We start from the raw sequence: 19,032 nt of genomic DNA, 5'->3' as shown, positions 1-19,032 counted from the left end.
GGTGTCGACGACGCGGGTGTCGACGACGCGGGTGTCGACGACGCGGGTGTCGACGACGCGGGTGTCGACGACGCGGGTGTCGACGACGCGGGTGTCGACGACGCGGGTGTCGATGATCGGCGGGGTGCTGACGAGCGGACCCCGGCCGGCGGTCCGGATCCGCGGCTCACGCGTCCTTCGGCAGCTGCGCCGGGAGGCTCGGCGCGCGGGTTCCGGCGTTGTCGAGGTCGTGCTGGGGGCGACCGGCACGCGGCCCGTCCGGGGCCTTCCGCGGCGGTCACGGCCCCGCGGATCTCCTGCGGTTGAGGAATCGCCAGGTCAGGTGAATCCTGGACACTAGCAAGCGAGGAGTCAGGTGCGGCCGGGCTTTCGCCCCAAGGCGGAGCCCGGCGGAGGCCGGACACCATCGGTCAAGCCTCGCGCGGCTCACCCAGGCCCGCGCGGGTCCGGAACAGATCTGAACATCGACCCGACCGGGCGCCGCCCATGGCCGAGCAACCGGCCCGTCGGCCCGGCGCGAGCCCGGCGGCCGTCGGATGGCCGTCAACCGTTGCGGTCGGCGACCTTGACGCCCCTTGGGTGCCGGTGAACACTTCCGGTGTCAGTCGACATCGCCGTACATACGTGCGTATTCCGGCACTGCGGCGCGTGGATGCGCCTGCGCCAAGGCCCATTCCCCCACGGGCGATTCGGCTGCGACGGCACGCTCGTCACGGATGCCGGGCGGGGCGCGGACACTCCCTGCCCCCGGCTGAAGTAGCCACGGGAAACGCACCCTGCAGGTGAGAACCGGGGCCGATCGTCCCGGGCCAGGGCTGAGGAGCCGCCATGACTAACGGAGACATTTTCGTCGGCGAGATGATCGGCACGGCGATCCTGATCCTCTTCGGTGCCGGCGTGTGTGCCGCCGTCACCCTCAGATTCTCGAAAGCGCGAGCCGCCGGGTGGGTGGTGATCGCGTTCGGCTGGGGCTTCGGTGTGCTGGCGGGCGCGTACACCGCCGCTCCCCTCTCCGGGGGACACATCAATCCTGCGGTCACGCTGGGTCTGGCCGTCGACACGGGCGTGTGGGACAAGGTCTGGATCTACCTGCTCGGACAGATCGTGGGCGCCATGCTGGGCGCGGTCCTCGCCTACTTGATCTACTTCGCCCAGTTCCAGGCCAACGTGCGGAAGACGGGTACCACCGAGGGCACAGTGGACGAACCGGTTCCGACGCTGGGCATCTTCTCCACCATTCCGGAGATCCGGAACCCGGTCGCCAACCTGATCACGGAGATCCTCGCGACCATCGCTCTGGTGCTGCCCATCCTGGCGCTGGTGGGTGACGACAGGGTCGTCCAGGGCGTCGGCATCGGCCCCATTCCCGGCGAAGCGGCGGGGATCTACGGATCCGGCATCTCGATCCTGCTGGTGTCCCTGCTGGTCGTCGGCATCGGCCTCTCGCTGGGTGGGCCCACCGGATACGCGATCAACCCGGCTCGTGACCTCGGTCCGCGCATCGTGCACCAGTTCCTGCCGATCCCGAACAAGGGGACTTCCGACTGGGGGTACTCCTGGGTACCGGTAGTGGGTCCTGCGGTCGGCGGCATTCTCGGGGCGCTCATCTACAACGCAGCCTTCTGACCAGCCGAAGGGGTAGCCATGACGGACAACTCCGCGAAGTACGTCGCAGCCATCGACCAGGGCACCACGTCGAGCCGCTGCATCGTCTTCAACCAGGACGGCGCGATCGTCGCCGTCGACCAGCGTGAGCACCGCCAGATCTTCCCGAAGCCCGGCTGGGTGGAGCACGACGCCACGGAGATCTGGTCCAAGACGCAGGCGGTGGTGGCAGGGGCGATCGCCAAGGCCGGTCTGCGGGCCGACCAGCTGAGCGCGATGGGGATCACCAACCAGCGCGAGACGACCCTGCTGTGGGACCGCTCCACGGGCAAGCCGGTGCACAACGCCATCGTCTGGCAGGACACCCGCACGGCGGCGCTCTGCAACCAGCTGGGCGGCTCGGACGGCCAGGACCGCTTCCGTGAGCAGACGGGTCTGCCGCTGGCCACCTACTTCTCGGGGCCCAAGGCGGCCTGGCTGCTCGACAACGTGCCCGACCTCCGGGCGCGTGCGGAGCGCGGCGAGATCGCCTTCGGCACGATGGACTCCTGGCTGATCTGGAACCTCACCGGCGGCACGGACGGCGGACAGCACGTCACCGACGTGACCAACGCCGGACGCACCATGCTGATGAACCTGGAGACCCTCCAGTGGGACTCCTCGATCCTCTCGGCCATGAACATCCCCGAGGCCATGCTGCCCGAGATCCGCTCCTCCTCCGAGGTGTACGGCACCGCCGTCGGACAGCTCGCCGGTGTGCCGGTGGCCTCTGCGCTGGGTGACCAGCAGGCGGCCGTGTTCGGGCAGGCCTGCTACGACGTGGGCACCGCCAAGAACACGTACGGCACGGGAAGTTTCCTGCTGCTCAACACGGGCGACCGCCCGGTGCCGTCGAAGAGCGGACTGCTGACGACGATGGGGTACAAGATCGGCACCGAGGCGCCGGTCTACTGTCTGGAGGGCGCGATCGCCATCACGGGCGCGCTGGTGCAGTGGTTCCGGGACCAGCTCGGCATCATCCGCACGGCCGACGAGATCGAGCCTCTCGCGGCGAGTGTGGAGGACAACGGCGGCGCGTACATCGTTCCGGCGTTCTCGGGCCTGTTCGCGCCGTACTGGCGCTCCGACGCGCGTGGCGTGGTCACCGGCCTGACCCGGTACGTCACCAAGGCGCACCTCGCGCGCGCGGTGCTGGAGGCGACGAGCTGGCAGACCCGTGAGGTCGTCGACGCCATGTACCAGGACTCCGGGGTGCACATCACCACCCTGAAGGTCGACGGCGGCATGACCAAGAACAACCTGCTCATGCAGCACCAGGCAGACGTGCTCGACGTCCCGGTGGTACGGCCGAAGATCTCCGAGACGACCTGCCTGGGCGCCGCGTACGCGGCCGGACTGGCCACCGGTGTGTGGAACGACCTGGACGAACTCAAGGCGCACTGGCAGAAGGACGTCGAGTGGACTCCGGACATGGAGGCGTCGGTGCGGGACCGCGAGTACCACAACTGGCGCAAGGCCGTGGAGAAGAGCTTCGGCTGGGAGGAGGGCGACGGCTGACCACGCGCGCGTGGAGCGTTGCTTCCGACGGCGGCCCGTACCCCGGTCGGCGGGGGTGCGGGCCGCGTACGCCGACCGGGCGCGTCAGCCGGTGACGGCCTCGCGTCGGTCGGCCGCGTAGGCCATGGCGTGCTGGACGACGCCGATGAGTGCCTCCTTGACCGACTCGCGGTCGCGGGCGTCGCACATCAGGAGCGGTACGCCCTCGTCCAGGTCGAGGGCTTGGCGGACGTCCTCGATCGGGTAACGGGGAGCGCCCTCGAAGCAGTTGACGCCGACGAGGAAGGGGATCGAGCGCCGTTCGAAGTAGTCGACGGCGGCGAAGCAGTCCTCCAGGCGGCGGGTGTCGGCGAGGACGACGGCTCCGAGGGCGCCCTCGGACAGCTCGTCCCACATGAACCAGAACCGCTCCTGGCCGGGCGTGCCGAAGAGGTACAGCACGAGGTCCTCGCGGAGGGTGATACGGCCGAAGTCCATGGCCACGGTCGTGGTGTGCTTGCCTTCCACACCGCTGGTGTCGTCGACCGGGCGCCCGGCCTCGGTGAGCAGCTCCTCGGTGCGCAGCGGCCTGATCTCGCTGACCGCGCCGACGAGCGTGGTCTTGCCCACGCCGAAGCCGCCGGCCACCAGGATCTTGAGCGTGACGGGCTCGACCGGAGGCTTGCCGCGCTCAGAACGCCCGAAGATCATCGATCTCTTCTCCTGCTTGATGGGGGTCGGGCGACGGCGGGCCGTAGCCTCCGCCGCCGGGGGTTTCGATGACGAGTACGTCGCCGGTGACGAGGTCCGCGGAGTCGCTGCCCCGGAGTGCGGTCACCGTGCCGTCGGCGTGCTCCACCCGGTTGGCGCCGAGGGCGCCCGGCTCGCCGCCCGCCATGCCGTACGGCGGGACCCGGCGGTGCTGGGACAGGGTGGAGACGGTCATGGGTTCGAGGAAGCGGATGCGGCGGACCGCGCCGTCCCCGCCGTGCCACCGCCCGGCGCCGCCGCTCCCGCGCCGGACGGCGAACTCTTCGAGGCGCACGGGCAGTCGCCACTCCAGGACCTCGGGGTCGGTGAGGCGGGAGTTGGTCATATGGGTCTGGACGACGGGTGCGCCGGGGAAGCCGTCGCCGGCGCCGGAGCCTGAGGCAACGGTTTCGTAGTACTGGTGCTGTTCGTTGCCGAAGGTGACGTTGTTCATGGTCCCCGAGCCTTCGGCCTGGGCGCCCAGCGCCGCGTAGAGGGCGCCGGTGACGGCCTGGGAGGTTTCGACGTTCCCGGCGACCACGGCAGCGGGCGGCTCGGGGGCGAGCAGGCATCCCGGCGGGACGACGATGCGCAGGGGGCGCAGACAGCCGTCGTTGAGGGGGATGTCGTCGGCGACGAGGGTGCGGAAGACATAGAGGACGGCCGCGTTGACGACGGAGAAGGGGGCGTTGAAGTTGCTGGGCAGTTGCGCGGACGTGCCGGTGAAGTCGATGGTCGCGGTACGGTTCCCGCGGTCCACGCGCACGGCCACGCGGATGACGGCGCCCGAGTCGGTCTCGTAGGCGTAGTCACCGTCGTCGAGGGCGCCGATGACGCGGCGTACGGCTTCTTCGGCGTTGTCCTGGACGTGCCTCATGTAGGCCTGGACGACGTCGAGGCCGTAGTCCTCGATCATGCGGCCGACCTCGTCGACACCCTTGTGGTTGGCGGCGATCTGGGCGCGCAGGTCGGCGAGGTTGGTCTTCGGGTTGCGGGAGGGGTAGGGCGCCTCGGTGAGGAGGCGGAGCGTCTCGTCCTCGCGGAAGCGGCCGTTCTCGGCGAGAAGCCAGTTGTCGAAGAGGACGCCCTCCTCCTCGATGGTGCGGCTGCCCGCCGGCATGGAACCGGGGGCGATGCCGCCGATCTCGGCGTGGTGGCCGCGCGAGGCGACGTAGAAGAGGATCTCCGGATCCTTCCCCGCCTTTCCGACCGTGTCACTCTCCGTGTCGGCGGGCGGTGGGGTGTCGAAGACCGGCGTGATCACGGTGACGTCGGGCAGGTGGGTGCCGCCGTGGTACGGATCGTTGACGGCGTAGGTGTCGCCGGGGCGCATGCGAGGACCGCGCCGGCGGATGACCTCTTTGACGCTCGTGCCCATCGAGCCCAGGTGGACGGGGATGTGCGGGGCGTTGGCCACCAGGTTTCCGTCCGGGTCGAAGAGGGCGCAGGAGAAGTCCAGGCGCTCCTTGATGTTGACGGACTGGGCGGTGGATTCGAGGCGGGCACCCATCTGCTCGGCGATCGACATGAACAGGTTGTTGAAGACCTCCAGCAGAACCGGGTCGACTTTCGTGTCGAGATCGGAACTCTGCGTAATCGCGGCGCGTTCCATGACCAGATGCCCGTCGTCGGTCGCCGAGGCCCGCCAGCCGTCGTCGACGACGGTCGTCGAGCCGGCTTCGGTGATGATCGCCGGGCCGGTGACGGCGTCGCCGGGGGGAAGGTCCTCGCGGCGGCGGAGGGGTACGTCGCGCCAGGCGCCGCCGGTGTGGAGGCGGACGGTGCGCGGCGCCGCGGGACTGCCGTGCGTGGTGGCTTCGCCGGGGGCGAGTGCGGAAAGATCGGGGGGTTCTGTGATGCCGGTGGCCTCGACGGAGAGGGCTTCGACGATGATCGGGCGGTCGAGCGTGAAGGAGTACGTGGCGCGATGACGTTCTTCGAAGGAGTGCCGCATCGCGCCGGGCTCGGTCAGCTCCACGGTGAGGGTGGTGTCGGTGCCGTCATAGCGCAGTTCCGCACGGCGGGTGACCGCGATGTGTTCCTCGGGCACGTCCTCGGCGAGGAGCTCGGCGCGAGCCGCCGCTTCCAGGTCCTCGGCGGTCTTGAGGACGCCGGGCATCGAGGCCGGCACCAGGGGCGCCTCGACGGACTGCTCACGCATGGCGGTGGTGTCGGCGAGACCGATGCCGAGTGCCGACAGGACTCCGGCCATGGGGGGCACGAGGACGGTGCGGATGCCGAGGGAGTCGGCGACCATGCAGGCGTGCTGGCCGCCGGCCCCTCCGAAGGTGGTGAGGGCGTAGCGGGTGACGTCGTGGCCCTTCTGGACGGAGATCCGCTTCACGGCGGAGGCGATGTTGGCCACGGCGATCTTCAGGTAGCCCTCGGCGACCTGTTCGGGCGTGCGGTCGTCGCCGGTCTGCTCGCCGATCTCGCGGGCGAGGGCGGTGAAACGGTCCCGGACGAGTGTCTCGTCGAGGGGCTGGTCGCCGTCGGGTCCGAACACCTTCGGGAAGTGAGCGGGCTGGATCCGGCCGAGCATGACGTTGGCGTCGGTGACGGCGAGCGGTCCGCCGCCGCGGTAGCAGGCGGGCCCCGGGTCCGCGCCCGCCGAGTCCGGCCCTACGCGGTAGCGGGAACCGTCGAAGTGCAGGACCGACCCGCCACCGGCGGCGACGGTGTGGATGTCCAGCATGGGGGCGCGCAGCCGGACGCCGGCGATCTGGCTGGTGAAGACGCGCTCGTACGCGCCCGCGAAGTGGGAGACGTCGGTGGAGGTCCCGCCCATGTCGAAGCCGATGACCCGGTCGAAGCCGGCCAGCTGCGACATGCGGGCCATGCCGACGATGCCTCCGGCCGGCCCGGACAGGATGGCGTCCTTCCCGCGGAACTGTCCGGCTTCGGTGAGGCCGCCGTTGGACTGCATGAACATCAGCCGCACGCCTTCGAGCTCGTCGGCGACCTGCCTGACGTAGCGGCGCAGCACGGGCGAGAGGTAGGCGTCGACGACGGCGGTGTCCCCGCGGGGCACGAGTTTCATCAGGGGGCTGGCCTCGCTGGAGAGCGAGATCTGCGGGAAGCCGATGCGGGCTGCGAGTTCCCCGACGGCCTGTTCGTGGGCCGGGTGGAGGTGGCTGTGCATGCAGACCACCGCGACGGCGCGGATCCCGTCGTCGTACGCCTCCTGGAGTGGCCCGGCGAGGGCGTCCGGGTCGGGGGCGCGCAGGACGGTGCCGTCGGCGGCGATGCGCTCATCGATCTCGACGACCCGCTCGTACAACAGCTCGGGCAGGTCGATGCGGCGGGCGAAGATGCGGGGGCGGTTCTGGTAGGCGATGCGCAGGGCGTCGCGGAAGCCGCGGGTGATGAGCAGCAGGGTGCGCTCGCCCTTGCGCTCCAGGAGGGCGTTGGTGGCGACGGTGGTCCCCATGCGCACGCTGTCGACGGGTTCGCCGGAGCCGGCCAGCAGGGTGCGGACGCCCTCGACCGCGGCGTCGGCGTAGCGTGCGGGGCTGTCCGAGAGCAGCTTGTGCGTGAGCAGCCGGCCGTCCGGGCGCCGGGCGACGACGTCCGTGAAGGTGCCGCCTCGGTCCACCCAGAACTGCCAGCCAGTCACGTCAGTACCCCGCTTCCGCGCTGCTCACAGCGCCCGGAGGCCGTTGATCACGTCGCGCAGAATACTCTCGTCCGGCAGCTCGGCAGGGGGTACGGGCCGGTTCACATGGACGAATTCGGCGTCCACGAGATCTCCGACGAGGACCCGTACCACCCCGATCGGCAGGTTGAGTTCCGCTGCGAGTTCGGCGACCGACTGGGGGACGTCGCGGCACAGTTCGACGATGTCCACATGCTCCGGGGAGAGCATGTGGTCGGCTTCCGGATCGTCCGCGTGCGGCTCCGTGACCACGACCGCGATCAGGTCCAGGCGGTGCTGGCCCTGACTGCTGGTGCGACCGCGGGTCATGGCGTACGGGCGGACGACCGGTCCGGCATCGTCGTCGAACCAGTGGCTTCTTCCCTGACCGTCAGCGCTCATGTCATCCCACTACCCGCCTGCGGGCAGATCGGTGCGCGGAGCGCTGGCCAGATGCACGCCCACTCGCTTCACGAGGAGCGTCATCTCGTACGCGACCTGGCCGACGTCGGAGTCGGCGTCCGAGAGGACGGCGAGGCAGCTGCCGTCACCGGCGGCCGTCACGAACAGGAAGGCGTCGTCGAGCTCGACAACCGTCTGGCGGACGTTGCCGGCCTCGAAGTGGCGCCCCACGCCCTTGGCGAGGCTGTGGAACCCGGAGGCGACGGCGGCCAGGTGCTCGCTGTCCTCCCTGGTCAGGTCCTTGGACACGCCCGTCGGCAAACCGTCGCCGGAGAGCACGAGGGCCTTGCGGATGCTCGCGACACGGTCCACCAGGTCGTCGAGGAGCCAGTTCAGCTCCCCCTTGATGGTCGCGGTGTGGCCGGTCGCCTTCGGTGCGGTCATCGACCGTCCCCCTCTGTCGTTCCTTGTGGTGCTGCGCCGCTGTGGGCTGAGTCGCCCTCGGCGTTCTCCTCACGGCCACGCTGCCAGCCACGCTGGAGCGATGCCATGCGGCTGCGTACTTCCTCGGCGTCGCGTTCGACGGGCTCGGTCCTGTCGTCGGTACGCGGCTCCGAGCTCCGCTTCAGCTGCGGGGCCAGGTTGGCCTGGCGGACCCGCCGGGGCAGCGGCGTGGAGCCGGAGCCGGGCGGTGGTGCGGAGGCGGTCTCCTGGGCCGCGGCGCCGGAGCCCGTTCCGGGGCGCGAAGGCCCGCCGGTGAACTGCGGCGTGGAGCCGGAGTCGCGGTCCGGTCCGTCCGGGCCGTCCGGTCCGTCCGGGCCGCTCGCGGCGATCTCCGCGCGGCGGGTCCGCAAGGGCAGAGCGGGCGGCTCGGACCCGTGGCCGGGGGCGTTGCCGGGCGCGGCCGGGGATTCCGTGTGGTCCTCGCCGCGGCCGGCCGAGCCGATGCCACGGCGGGCGGATTCCGTCCCGCGACGGCGCGCCGGCAGCGGCGGCGGCGCGTCCGGCGGGACATCTCCCCGTCGGCTGCCGGCCGAGGAGCTCTCGCCGGGTCGGCGGGCCGGAAGAGTGGACGCGCGCTCGGGGCCCGGCCGGCCGGCGGCCCGGCCGCCCGTGGGCTCCTCGCCGCGGCGGCGCTGCGGGAGGGCGGAGGTGGGGCCCGGCTCCGTCCGGCCGGTGGCCGCGGTCGTCTCCTCGTCCGTCTTCCCCCGCCGGGAGCGCTGCTCGGTGACCGGGCGCCCGTGCGAGCTGACGAGCTTGGGTGTGTTGCGGCGGGGCAGCGAGACCGGAGCACTCAGCTCTTCGTCCCTGTCGGTCCGCTCCCCAGGGCCGCGGGCCTCGGCACCCTGCCGGCGCGGGTCGGTACGGCGGCCCGCCGTCTCGTCCGAAGCACGGGTCAGGGAGTGGCGAGGGCGGAACAGACCGCCGTGTTCGCCGTCCTCGTCCTGGATGGCGCCGGGGAAATCCCCGATGGTCTCCAGATCGACGGGGGCCTCCAGCTCGACCGGGCCGTCCAGCAGGGAGGCGGGCAGACCGGTGCGCTGTGCGGGTGCCTGGGACAGCGCTGCACGGCGGCTGTCCTGCGGCTCGCTCTCCGGGGCCAGCTGGGGGCGGTCGAGCCGGAAGCCGATGCCGTTGGTGTCCGGGACGTCGTCGGTCAGCAGGGCGTCGGGGATGAAGACCACTGCGGTGGTGCCGCCGTACGGGGAGGGCTGGAGGGAGACCCGGACGTTCTGGCGCTGGGCGAGTCGGCTGACCACGAACAGGCCGAGCCGGTCGGTGTCGGACAGCTCGAACTCCGGCGTCTCGGCGAGCCGGAGGTTGGCGTCCAGCAGCGCTTCGGCGGCCATCCCGAGGCCTCGGTCGTGGATCTCCAGGGTGAAGCCGTTGGCGACGCGCTCGCCGAGAACCTGTACGGCGGTGTGCGGCGGTGAGAACACCGTGGCGTTCTCCAGGAGTTCGGCCACGAGATGGGTGATGTCCGCGACGGCCGGGCCGCTGATGGCGATGCGCGGAAGACGGCGGACCTCGATGCGCTCGTAGTCCTCGACCTCGGCGACTGCGGCACGCACGACGTCCATGAGCTGGACGGGCTTGCGCCACTGCCGGGAGGGCGCGGCGCCGGAGAGGATGACGAGGCCCTCGGCGTGCCGGCGCATGCGGGTGGTGAGGTGGTCGAGGCGGAACAGGTCGGCGAGTTCCTCGGTGTCCTCGGTCCGGCGTTCCATCGCGTCGAGCAGGGTGAGCTGCTTGTGGAGCAGGACCTGACTGCGGCGCGCGAGGTTGACGAAGACCTCGGAGACCCCTGCGCGCAGCTCGGCCTGCTTGACAGCGGCCTCGACGGCGGCGCGTTGCAGGGTGTTGAGGGCCTGGCCGACCTCGCCCATCTCGTTCTTGTCGTATTCGAGGCGGGGGACCTCGGTCTCGACGTCGACCTGCTCGCCCGCGGAGAGGCGGCGCATGACGCTGGGCAGGCGCACTCCGGACGCCTCGTGGGCCTCCAGACGCAGCTGTCGCAGGTCACGGATGAGGGTGCGGCCGACGCGTACGGACAGGAAGAGGGAGAGCAGGAGCGCGATCAGGCCGAGTGCGCCGGCGATGACCGCCTTCGCGATGACGCCTACGGCGACGGGGTGGACGCGGTCCTGGTAGCGGTCGTTGGCCTGGTCGTTGAGGGTGGCGAGCTCGTCGAGCACGTTGCCGGCGGCGCTGTCCCAGCCCTTGGCGGAGACGCCGCGGGGGGCTCCGGCCCCGGAGGAGACGGCGGCTTCCTCGGCCACGCGCAGGGGGGCGGAGGAAGCGTTCTTCCAGAAGCTCTGGTAGCGGTCCCGCTCCGCCACGGGCAGCAGCGGCAGGTTGACGTCGTACATCAGGGTGCGCTGGGCCACGAGGTCGGAGATGTCCCGCTCTTCGGAGTGGGAGATCCTGCCGACGATCAGGGCGGAGCCGAGGAGCGCGTCCTCGCGGGAGAGCAGTTCGCGGGCGCGGGCGAGGTTGACCAGCGCGCGGTACTGCTTGTCCAGTTCGACGTTGTCGACCACGTGCAGGTTGGCGAGGAGGACGTAGCAGGGGTCGACGAGCCGGTTGTAGAGGTCCAGGGCCTGGGTGCGGTTGACGGTGCCGTCCTCGACGCTTCGGCGCAGCGACTCGATGCCGTCGAAGGCGTCCAGAACGGCGGTCAGCCGCTCGTCGGTGTCCGCACCCATGGCGTCGCGCACATCGGGGTTACGGGCGTTCTCGCGGATGCTGCTGACGGCCTTGTCGGTGGCGGTCCGGCTGCGCCGGAGCGCGGCGAGCCCGTCGGAGGCGCGGGGGTCGGCGAGGTGGACGAGGGTCTGGCGGCGTTCCTCCTGGAGCACGCGAACGGTGTCCTCGATGGGGTAGCCGATTTTCTCCACCACGGACGACACGTTGAACAGGTCGCTCGCCTCACGTCCCGTGAGCACGGTGGCGAAGGCCCAGATCGCGGTGAGGGACACCAGCGGCACGAGAAGCAGCGCCACGATCTTCCGGCGGATGGACTTCCCGCGAAAGCGCATGGCCTCCCCCAGCTCGGGCCCCCGGCTACCGGGGGTACACATGTACGTCAACAAACGGCGCGAGCCTACTACCGACCCACAGGGAACTCGAAAGCCGGTCCGGAAGCTGAACTTCCGCGCCAGCCAGGCGGCGTGTCGAGTTGTCCGGGCATTGCGGGAGTTGTCTGCCCGAAACCGGTGGTCGTGGCGCGGACCAATCCCCGGACTGCGCCAGGGCGGTTGGCTGAAATTTTTCGGTTACCGGGAATCTTCGTGAGGAGTTGTTCGTCCTTCCTTACGGGAAACGGGGGCGGAATCGGCAACAGGAGCCGCGTCCTGCACCTGGGCGGCGTAAAACAGCGCAAGCCGGGCAGCCACTGGGAAGCACGGGTCTTCGGGTGCGGGCGAGCGGTCTGCTGGCGGTGGGGAGTGACACGGTGATGGGCACGGCGGCACGGCGCGGTGCGCCCAGGGCGGGTGGGGCGCAGCTGACGGGGCATCGGGATCCCGAGGCGACCGATCGCGACATTCCCGGGGGCGTGGCGGACGCCCCGGGGCGGAAGACGGAGGCCTTGGCTCACGAGGTGGGTCGCAGCGCCGAAGGACAGCAGTACTACCGGCCCCTGTGGGTCGAGGAGCCCGCGCGCCGGCGCCGCTTGCCGGATCCGGTGCGGACGGCGGCCGTGCGAGCGGTCCTCCTCATAGCCGTGACGCTGATCCAGGCGATGGTGGCCTTCCTGTGCACGATGGCCGGGTCCTGGCTGGCGTTCCCGATGGTGATCAGCAGCGTGGTCAGCACGATCGCGGCCACCTGGGGTGCGCTCGACGTGTGGGTGACGCGCCAGGTCTGGAACCAGCGCAACGGGGTGGTGTCCGTGCCGAGCAGCACAGCGCGGGCGCTGCGGCGCGAGCGGCGCAGGACCCGACGGCAGGAGCGGGCCGCCGAGCGGGCCCAGGAGCGGATACGCCGCCGGGGTGGAGCCGGGCAGTTGTCCCACTCGTAGGACCCGTGCCGCCCTCCTCCTTCTCACTTTGTAAATCGGCTCCGCCTCGCGTGGTCGTCCGGCGGGCAGGTCGATCACGGCGAACATCGGCCGTTCGACAGCCGGCCCGTGCCGGGCAGCCGACCGGTTCCCGTTCCGGACGTGAGCTCGCGAGGCAAGCCGGGCAGCGCAAGGCGGAGAACCTCTGGCGCAGCACCTGCCTCACCCACCAGGGTTGACACGACTGATCCACATCACCCTGAGGCAACGCATTGAGGAACTCCGCCATGAGAACAACCGCAGAGCCGACCGACCCACACGGCCGGGACGACGCCGAACTCACCGAGTTCGGCTACCGCCCCGAGCTCAAACGCACCCTCGGCAACTTCCACACCTTCGCCGCCGGCATCAGCTACATCTCGATCCTGACCGGCACCTTCCAGCTCTTCTACTTCGGCTACGGCAGCGGAGGTCCCGCCTACTGGTGGTCGTGGCCGATGGTCTTCGTCGGCCAGTTCATGGTCGCCCTCTGTTTCGCGGAGCTCGCCGCCCGCTACCCCGTGGCGGGCTCGGTCTACAACTGGTCGAAGAAGATAGGCAATCCGCATCTGGGCTGGCTCGCCGGCTGGATGATGCTGATCGCCTCGATCGTGTCCATATCGGCGGTCGCGCTGGCCTACCAGTTGACGCTGCCGCAGATCTCGTCGTTCTTCCAGTTCGTGGGCGACGGCACGGGTACGTACGACGTGGCGACCAACGCGGTCATCCTGGCCGCGGTGTTGATCCTGTTCACGACCCTCGTGAACGCCTTCGGCGTCAAGTTGATGGCAAGGATCAACACGGCGGGCGTGTTCATCGAGTTGATCGCCACCGTCGTTCTGATCGTCCTCTTCGCGGTCCACATCACGCGCGGTCCGCAGGTCGTCATGGAGACGCACGGAACCGGCGCGGGGTACGGAAACGGCTACCTGGGCGCCTTCCTGGTGGCCTCGCTGGCCTCGGCGTACGTCATGTACGGCTTCGACACCGCCGCCTCGCTCGGCGAGGAGTCCCTGGACCCGACGAGGAACGCGCCGCGGGCGATCATCCGGGCGATCGTGGCGTCCTTCGTGCTCGGCGGCCTGATCCTGCTGCTCGCGCTGATGAGCGTGTCCAGCCTCAAGGGCGAGAAGCTGTCCACGGACGGCCTTCAGTACATCGTGCTGGACGTGCTCGGCCCGACGGCCGGCAAGGCGATGCTGTGGTGTGTGCTGATCGCGGTGACGGTGTGCGCCCTGGCCGTGCACACGGCGGCCGTCCGGCTGGCGTTCGCGATGGCCCGCGACAACAACCTGCCCGCCTCCTCGAAGCTGGCCAAGTGCCACCCGAAGTTCCAGACACCGGTCCTGCCGACCGTGATCATCGGGATCCTGGCGCTGGCGATCCTGGTGGTCAACATCCGCCAGCCGCAGATCTTCACGGTCGTCACCAGCATCGGCATCATCATGATCTACCTCGCCTACCTTGGTGTCACGGTGCCCCTGCTGGTCGCCCGGCTGCGCGGGAGGTGGCAGCCCGCGGGCGAGGGCCGGTTCTCACTGGGCCGCTGGGGTCTGCCCGTCAACATCCTGGCCGTCCTGTGGGGCGCCGCCATGACGCTCAACCTCATCTGGCCGCGGGCCGCGGTCTACAACGCCGCGGCTCCCTACCACTGGTACCTGCGCTGGGGCGCGGTGCTGTTCGTCGCCGTCATCGCGGGCGGCGGCTTCGCCTACTACTGGTTCGTCCAGCGGCACCGGACCGGGGTGCTCGCCGAGCACCGCTCGCAGCCCACGGACTCCGCTCCCCTCCCCGCCCCGACCGCCGACTGAAGGACGCTCCGCGCATCACGACCCACTGTTGGCCGGCGAGAGATGCGCGGAACTCCTTCCGGCCCCCTAGTGGGTTGTCGGCACCGGGCGCTTGTACATCCTGGTCGCCGTGATCTCACTGTGTACGGCTTCGCCGGCGGGAGCCTCGCGCGGCAGGCCCGGGCGGAGGTGTTCCTCGACGCTGATGTACTTGAGGCCCGCCCTCAGGTCGGCGTCGTTGCGCATGCGGATGACCAGGGGGAACTCGGCCAGCGCGGTGGTGTCGAACAGGCCCGTGGTGTACAGGAGCTGGACGCCCAGGGCGTCCGACACCGCCCGCTGGAGTTCCAGCAGGTACGTGGCGTTGGCGCGGCCGATGGGGTTGTCGAGGAAGAGCGTGCCGGCGTGCCGGTGCTTGTCGCGGCCCCGGTCGTTGGAGCGCAGCGCGGCCATCGTGCAGTAGAGGGCGATGGCGGCGGTGAGGAGCTGCCCGCCGGAGAAGACGTCGCCCATCTGCCCGACGGGGACGCGCTCGGCGCGCAGCACCGCGTCCGGCTTGAGGATCTCGACGGCCACGCCCTTGGGCTGAAGGGCGGCGGCCACCCCTCGCAGCAGCAGGGACATGCCGTCGCGGCGCAGGTCGGAGTTCTTCTTGACGGCGGCGCGGGTCGCCTCGTCGATGACCTCGCCGAGCCGCTCGGTGAGCGTGGCCTGGTCGGGCTCCTCGAAGCGGATGCGGAGGAACTCCTGCCCTGACCACTCGCCGAGGCCCTCCGGCAGCCGGGAGAGCCGCTGGGCGGAGCGCAGGGTGGCCAGGGCCGACTCGACGAGGCCGCGCAGGCGGTCCACGATCGAGTCCCGGTTGCGCTCCAGCTGCTCCAGTTCGTCGGTCAGGACGCGGAGCCGGGGCGCGAAGGCGTCCGCCCACTTCTGGGCGTGCTCGGGCAGCGCGGAGGCAGGCAGTTCGCGGATCTGCTGGCGGGCCGGGGTGCGGACCTGTTCGTAGCGCGTGGAGTTGGCGTGCCGGACGAGGATGTCGCTCGCCTCGCGGACGGCGGCCTCGGCGGCGGACAGGTCGGCGGCGCAGCCGCGCAGGGAGCGGCGGGCCTCGGCGGCCGCCTGCCGGGCCTCCTCCGTGGTGCCGGGGTAGGGCTCGGGCTCGTCGTGCTCCTCGTCCGTGGTGTGCTCGCGCAGCAGGTCGCGGAGCATGGCGGCGATCTCGTCGAAGCCGCTGGCCGCGTCCTCGGCGGCGCGGTGGGCGTCGAGGAGTTCGGCGTGTGCCTCCCGGGCCCGGTCGAGCGCCTCGGTGTGGGAGGCGAGTTCGGCCGTGGCGGTGCGCAGCAGGGTCTGTGCGTGCTCGGCGTCGCGCGGCTGGAGGTCGTCGGGCAGGTCGGTGTGCGTCTCGCCGTCGTCCGCGGGGGCGAGGCGTTCGGCCTCGCCGCGCAGCCGTCCGAGCTGCTCGCTGGCGGTCGACATCCGGGTCTCCAGGAGCTGCACCAGCTCCTCGGCGCGGGCGGCGGCGGCCTGGCGGCTGGGCCCGTCGGAGCCGTCGGGGGATTCGAGGAGCTGCTCCGCGCGTGTACGGACCTTGTTGCTGAGCCGGTCCAGCTCCGCGCGGGCCGCGCTCTCGTCGCTCTCGGCGCGGGCCTGCTCGGCGCGCAGGTCGGCACCCACGCCCACCTTCTCGTACACCTGTGACGCGGCCCGGTAGGCCTCGCGCAGGGCGGGCAGGGAGGCCTTGGGGGTCTGGGCGTCGTCCTCGGGCACGTCGTCGGGGGCGCCGGCGATCTCGGAGCGCTCGGAGCGCAGCGCGCGGGCGGTGCGACGGGTGTCGTCGGCGGCGCGCTGGGCGGCACGCCGGTCCTCGTCGGCGGCCCGGGCCCGCTCCAGGCACGCCTGGGCGCTCGCCTCGGACTCGGCCGCCTCGTCGGCCAGTTCGCGCAGCTTGACCTGCCAGCCGGCCCGCTCGCGCAGCCGGAAGGCGAGCCCGGCGAGGGCGTCGGCGGAGCGGCGGGCCTTCTGGGCGGCTTCCTGGCGCTCGTCCCGGACGTGCGCGGCCTCGGCCGCGACCTCGTCGGCCTCGGCCCGCACGGTGCGCGCCTCGGCCAGTTCGGCCTCCGACTCCTCGACGAACGTCCGGGCGGCGTGGGCCGCCTGGGCCAGTTCGGCGAGGCGCCCGGCGGGGCAGCCGGTGCGCCAGGAGGCGAGCCGGGCGGCCAGCTCGCGGTCCTTGCCGAGCCGGGCGGCGAGCGTGCGGATCTCCTCGTCCCGCTCGGTCGCCCGGGCGCGCAGGGCCTGCCGCTCCTCGTCGGCGGCATGCTCGTCGTGCATGGCGGGGTTCGGCGGCACGAGGAAAACGTCGCCGTTGTCGCTGTCCGGCGCCGGGGTCGGGGCGAGCAGGGCGGCGGCGGTGCCCACCGCCACGGCGGAGCGGGGCAGCAGCGCGGCGTCGCCCAGCGCATCCCGGGCCCGGGCGTGGGAGTCCGGGTCGGTGATGATCACGCCGTCGACGAGTTCGGGCCGGGCGGCGAGCACGCGTGCGTGGTCGGCCGGGTCGACGGCCTGGGCGAGGTAGCGCCAGCCGGGCAGTGCGGGGATGCCGTGCTCGCCGAGGAACTCGACCGTGGCGAGCACGTCCGGGCCGGGCGGCAGCAGCCCGCCGTCGCCGAGCGCGCCGAGGATCCGGGAGTCGTCGGCGGCGGCCGTACGCAGCTCGAACAGCTGCCGCTCGGCGGAGGAGACGGACTCGTCGAGCAGGTCGCGCAGGTCGTCGGCGAAGCGGTCGAGTTCCTCGGGGGTGAGCCCCTGCTCGCCGGGGGCCGCGTGCGTGACCGGCTCGTCGTCCGTGCCGTGGCGGGGTTGTGGGATGCCCGGGCGGGGCTCCGGGGTCAGGCTGAGCAGTTCCGCCAGCCGCTCCTCCCCCGCCAGGGCCTCGGCGGTGCGGCGCTCGGCCTCGTAGGACCGCTCCGCAGCCGTCGCGGCGTCGGCCGCGCGGGCCGCGGTCAGTTCGGCGCGGTTCTCGCCGGAAGCGGCTTCGCGGGCGTGCTCCGTGGCCCGGCGGGCCGCCTCGCGGGCCGAGTCCCAGGCCGCGACGGCGGACTTCTCGGCGTCGCTTGCGGCCAGGGCCGCCCGGGCCGGGTCGGCGTCGGGCGCGGAGTCGTCGAGCCAGCCGGCCCGCACCGCCTCGGCGGTCTCCTGCTCGACCTCGGCCAGGCGCTGTTTGAGGTGCCCGACCTCGCTGCGGGCGCGCTGCGCCTGCGTCGCGGCTGCGGTGGAGTCGCGGTAGGCGGCGTCGCTGACCTCCTGGAGGGCGGCGGAGCGCTCCTCCTCCTCGTTGGCGTGGCTCTCCGCCTTCTCCGCGGCCGCGTGCAGGGCCCGTACGAGGTCGACGGCGGCCTTGGAACGGGCGGCCAGTGCCGGGGCGGCGTCCCGCTCGGCCTCCTGGATCGCGGCGGACACGCGGGTGACGCGGTCGGAGGCGGCGCGGTGGCGCAGCACGGCCTCGGCGGCCTGCCACGCCGCGTACAGCGTGCGGGCGTCGGCGAGCTCGCGTTTCTGCGCGGCGGCGGACTTCTCGGCCCCGGCGAGCGCGAGCGAGGCGTGCCGGAAGGCGAGTTCGGCGGAGATGAGCGCGCTGCGCTCGCGGGCCGCCTCGGCGTGTGTGACGGCGTACGCGGCGGCGGTGACGCGCTGGGCCAGGTCGGCGGCCCGGACGCGCTCGCGGACACCGCGCGCGGAGAGCCGGCGGGCCAGGGTCCGGGTGCGGCGCTCGGCTCCGGCGTGCACGTCACGGGCGCGGGAGCGGGCCTCGGCGGCCTCTACGATGCGTCCGAGGAGGTCGGCGGAACCGGCGGTGAAGTCGCGTTCGGCGATCAGTTCGGCGCGCCGGCCCAGCTTGTTGCCGAAGCCGCTGACCAGGTCGGCGAGCCCGTCGGTGTCGCGGGTGTCGGTGACGGCACGCAGCAGCAGATCGGTGAAGTCGGCGTCCTTCTTGACCGCGAAGAGACCGGCTGCCTCACCTTCGTCGGCGTTCATCTCACGCTGGTAGCGGAAGAGTTCGGGGTCGAGGCCGAGCTCGCCGAGGTGCTCGATCCAGCGGTCGTGGATCTCCTCCCAGTGCACCTCCAGGTGCGGGTAGGTCTTGCCCGCCTCCGTGAGGGCGTCCCGGAAGCCCTTCATGGTGCGGCGCCGCCCGCGCGCGCTGGACTGTCCCTCGACCGGGGCCCGTACGGCGGTGGCCTCCGCCACGGGGAGGTTGTCGAGGCTCAGTCCGGGGCCGGGGCGGAAGGAGTACCAGGCCTCGGCGAACTTCCGCGGGTCGTTGGAGACCTGCCGCCCGCGCCACTCGCTGACCTTGCCGACGACGACGCACTCGCCGGTCAGCACGTGCTGCCACTCCAGCGCGACGTGCCCGCAGTCGTCGGCGAGCAGGAACTTGCGCAGCACGCCGGAGCTGGCGCCGCCGAGGGTGTTGCGGTGGCCCGGCAGCATCACGGAGAAGATCAGCTTGAGCAGCACCGACTTGCCGCCGCCGTTCTCCAGGAAGAGCACGCCCGCGGGGGCGGGGCGGCGCGGCGGGCCGGCCGGCTCCTCCTCGAAGAACTCCGCCTGCGTGGGCGCGGGGTCGGGCACGATCTCGCCCACTCCCCGCAGGTCGAGCACGGTGTCGGCATAGCGCGCACCGGCCGGCCCGATCGAGTAGAGGCGGACCCGGGACAGCTCGTACATGGCGGACTCTCGTAAGCCTTCGTGAGTGAGGTGGAGCGAGGAGGGGG

General features: G+C 71.7%; 11 protein-coding genes. 4 read left to right on the top strand and 7 right to left on the bottom strand.

Translation table 11 applies throughout. The features are described from left to right. Nucleotides 1-249: hypothetical protein (locus AB0E85_RS28325; protein ID WP_361932766.1), on the bottom strand; the 249-nt coding region annotated here is incomplete at its 3' end. Nucleotides 250-828: 579 nt separating this feature from the next. Between AB0E85_RS28325 and AB0E85_RS28320 the strand changes: the two genes are divergently transcribed. Both AB0E85_RS28320 and glpK read left to right on the top strand, forming a co-directional pair. Then, on the top strand, nt 829-1,626 hold the full coding sequence (locus AB0E85_RS28320) for an MIP/aquaporin family protein (RefSeq protein WP_361932764.1): 798 nt from the start codon (nt 829-831) through the stop codon (nt 1,624-1,626). Nucleotides 1,627-1,644: 18 nt separating this feature from the next. Beyond that, nucleotides 1,645-3,162, top strand: coding sequence for a glycerol kinase GlpK (glpK, locus tag AB0E85_RS28315; RefSeq protein WP_361932761.1), 1,518 nt, complete (start codon nt 1,645-1,647; stop codon nt 3,160-3,162). 84 nt (nt 3,163-3,246) lie between these two features. On the opposite strand, the gene AB0E85_RS28310 is transcribed toward glpK, so the two are convergent. The 5 genes from AB0E85_RS28310 to AB0E85_RS28290 are packed head-to-tail and all read right to left on the bottom strand — an operon-like array spanning nt 3,247 to nt 11,466. Beyond that, a complete protein-coding gene (locus AB0E85_RS28310; protein ID WP_361932758.1) occupies nt 3,247-3,852 on the bottom strand; it encodes an ATP/GTP-binding protein in 606 nt (201 codons plus the stop codon). Beyond that, the gene (locus tag AB0E85_RS28305; RefSeq protein ID WP_361932755.1) at nt 3,833-7,507 is read right to left on the bottom strand and encodes a hydantoinase B/oxoprolinase family protein; all 3,675 of its coding nucleotides are present in this window, start codon (nt 7,505-7,507) and stop codon (nt 3,833-3,835) included. Before AB0E85_RS28305 ends, AB0E85_RS28310 begins: the two co-directional genes overlap by 20 nt. Nucleotides 7,508-7,531: 24 nt before the next feature. Next, nucleotides 7,532-7,927: a DUF742 domain-containing protein gene (locus AB0E85_RS28300; RefSeq protein ID WP_361932753.1), complete on the bottom strand. Its 396-nt coding sequence runs from the start codon at nt 7,925-7,927 to the stop codon at nt 7,532-7,534. A 9-nt stretch (nt 7,928-7,936) separates the two neighbouring features. After that, complete coding sequence (locus AB0E85_RS28295; RefSeq protein WP_033309736.1) at nt 7,937-8,371, bottom strand: roadblock/LC7 domain-containing protein; 435 nt, start codon at nt 8,369-8,371, stop codon at nt 7,937-7,939. Beyond that, nucleotides 8,368-11,466, bottom strand: a complete 3,099-nt coding sequence (locus tag AB0E85_RS28290) for a nitrate- and nitrite sensing domain-containing protein (RefSeq protein ID WP_361932750.1) — start codon at nt 11,464-11,466, stop codon at nt 8,368-8,370. The genes AB0E85_RS28295 and AB0E85_RS28290 overlap by 4 nt, the downstream gene beginning before the upstream one ends. 419 nt (nt 11,467-11,885) lie before the next feature. Between AB0E85_RS28290 and AB0E85_RS28285 the strand changes: the two genes are divergently transcribed. Together AB0E85_RS28285 and AB0E85_RS28280 are read left to right on the top strand one after the other, a co-directional pair. Then, complete coding sequence (locus AB0E85_RS28285) at nt 11,886-12,449, top strand: hypothetical protein (RefSeq protein WP_361932747.1); 564 nt, start codon at nt 11,886-11,888, stop codon at nt 12,447-12,449. 266 nt (nt 12,450-12,715) lie between these two features. Next, nucleotides 12,716-14,278, top strand: coding sequence for an amino acid permease (locus tag AB0E85_RS28280; RefSeq protein WP_361932745.1), 1,563 nt, complete (start codon nt 12,716-12,718; stop codon nt 14,276-14,278). A 66-nt stretch (nt 14,279-14,344) separates the two neighbouring features. On the opposite strand, the gene AB0E85_RS28275 is transcribed toward AB0E85_RS28280, so the two are convergent. Beyond that, nucleotides 14,345-18,985, bottom strand: coding sequence for a hypothetical protein (locus AB0E85_RS28275; RefSeq protein WP_361932742.1), 4,641 nt, complete (start codon nt 18,983-18,985; stop codon nt 14,345-14,347). Nucleotides 18,986-19,032: the final 47 nt, after the last annotated feature.

The sequence above is a fragment of the Streptomyces sp. NPDC029044 genome (assembly GCF_040637495.1).
In the GTDB taxonomy this organism is placed as follows: domain Bacteria; phylum Actinomycetota; class Actinomycetes; order Streptomycetales; family Streptomycetaceae; genus Streptomyces.
This window is presented reverse-complemented; position numbering and strand designations above follow the sequence as displayed.

Coding starts and splice junctions, on each gene's coding strand:
- AB0E85_RS28320 (WP_361932764.1), top strand. CDS start 829: ATGACTAACGGAGACATTTTCGTCGGCGAGATGATCGGCACGGCGATC.
- glpK (WP_361932761.1), top strand. CDS start 1,645: ATGACGGACAACTCCGCGAAGTACGTCGCAGCCATCGACCAGGGCACC.
- AB0E85_RS28310 (WP_361932758.1), bottom strand. CDS start 3,852: ATGATCTTCGGGCGTTCTGAGCGCGGCAAGCCTCCGGTCGAGCCCGTC.
- AB0E85_RS28300 (WP_361932753.1), bottom strand. CDS start 7,927: ATGAGCGCTGACGGTCAGGGAAGAAGCCACTGGTTCGACGACGATGCC.
- AB0E85_RS28295 (WP_033309736.1), bottom strand. CDS start 8,371: ATGACCGCACCGAAGGCGACCGGCCACACCGCGACCATCAAGGGGGAG.
- AB0E85_RS28290 (WP_361932750.1), bottom strand. CDS start 11,466: ATGCGCTTTCGCGGGAAGTCCATCCGCCGGAAGATCGTGGCGCTGCTT.
- AB0E85_RS28285 (WP_361932747.1), top strand. CDS start 11,886: ATGGGCACGGCGGCACGGCGCGGTGCGCCCAGGGCGGGTGGGGCGCAG.
- AB0E85_RS28280 (WP_361932745.1), top strand. CDS start 12,716: ATGAGAACAACCGCAGAGCCGACCGACCCACACGGCCGGGACGACGCC.
- AB0E85_RS28275 (WP_361932742.1), bottom strand. CDS start 18,985: ATGTACGAGCTGTCCCGGGTCCGCCTCTACTCGATCGGGCCGGCCGGT.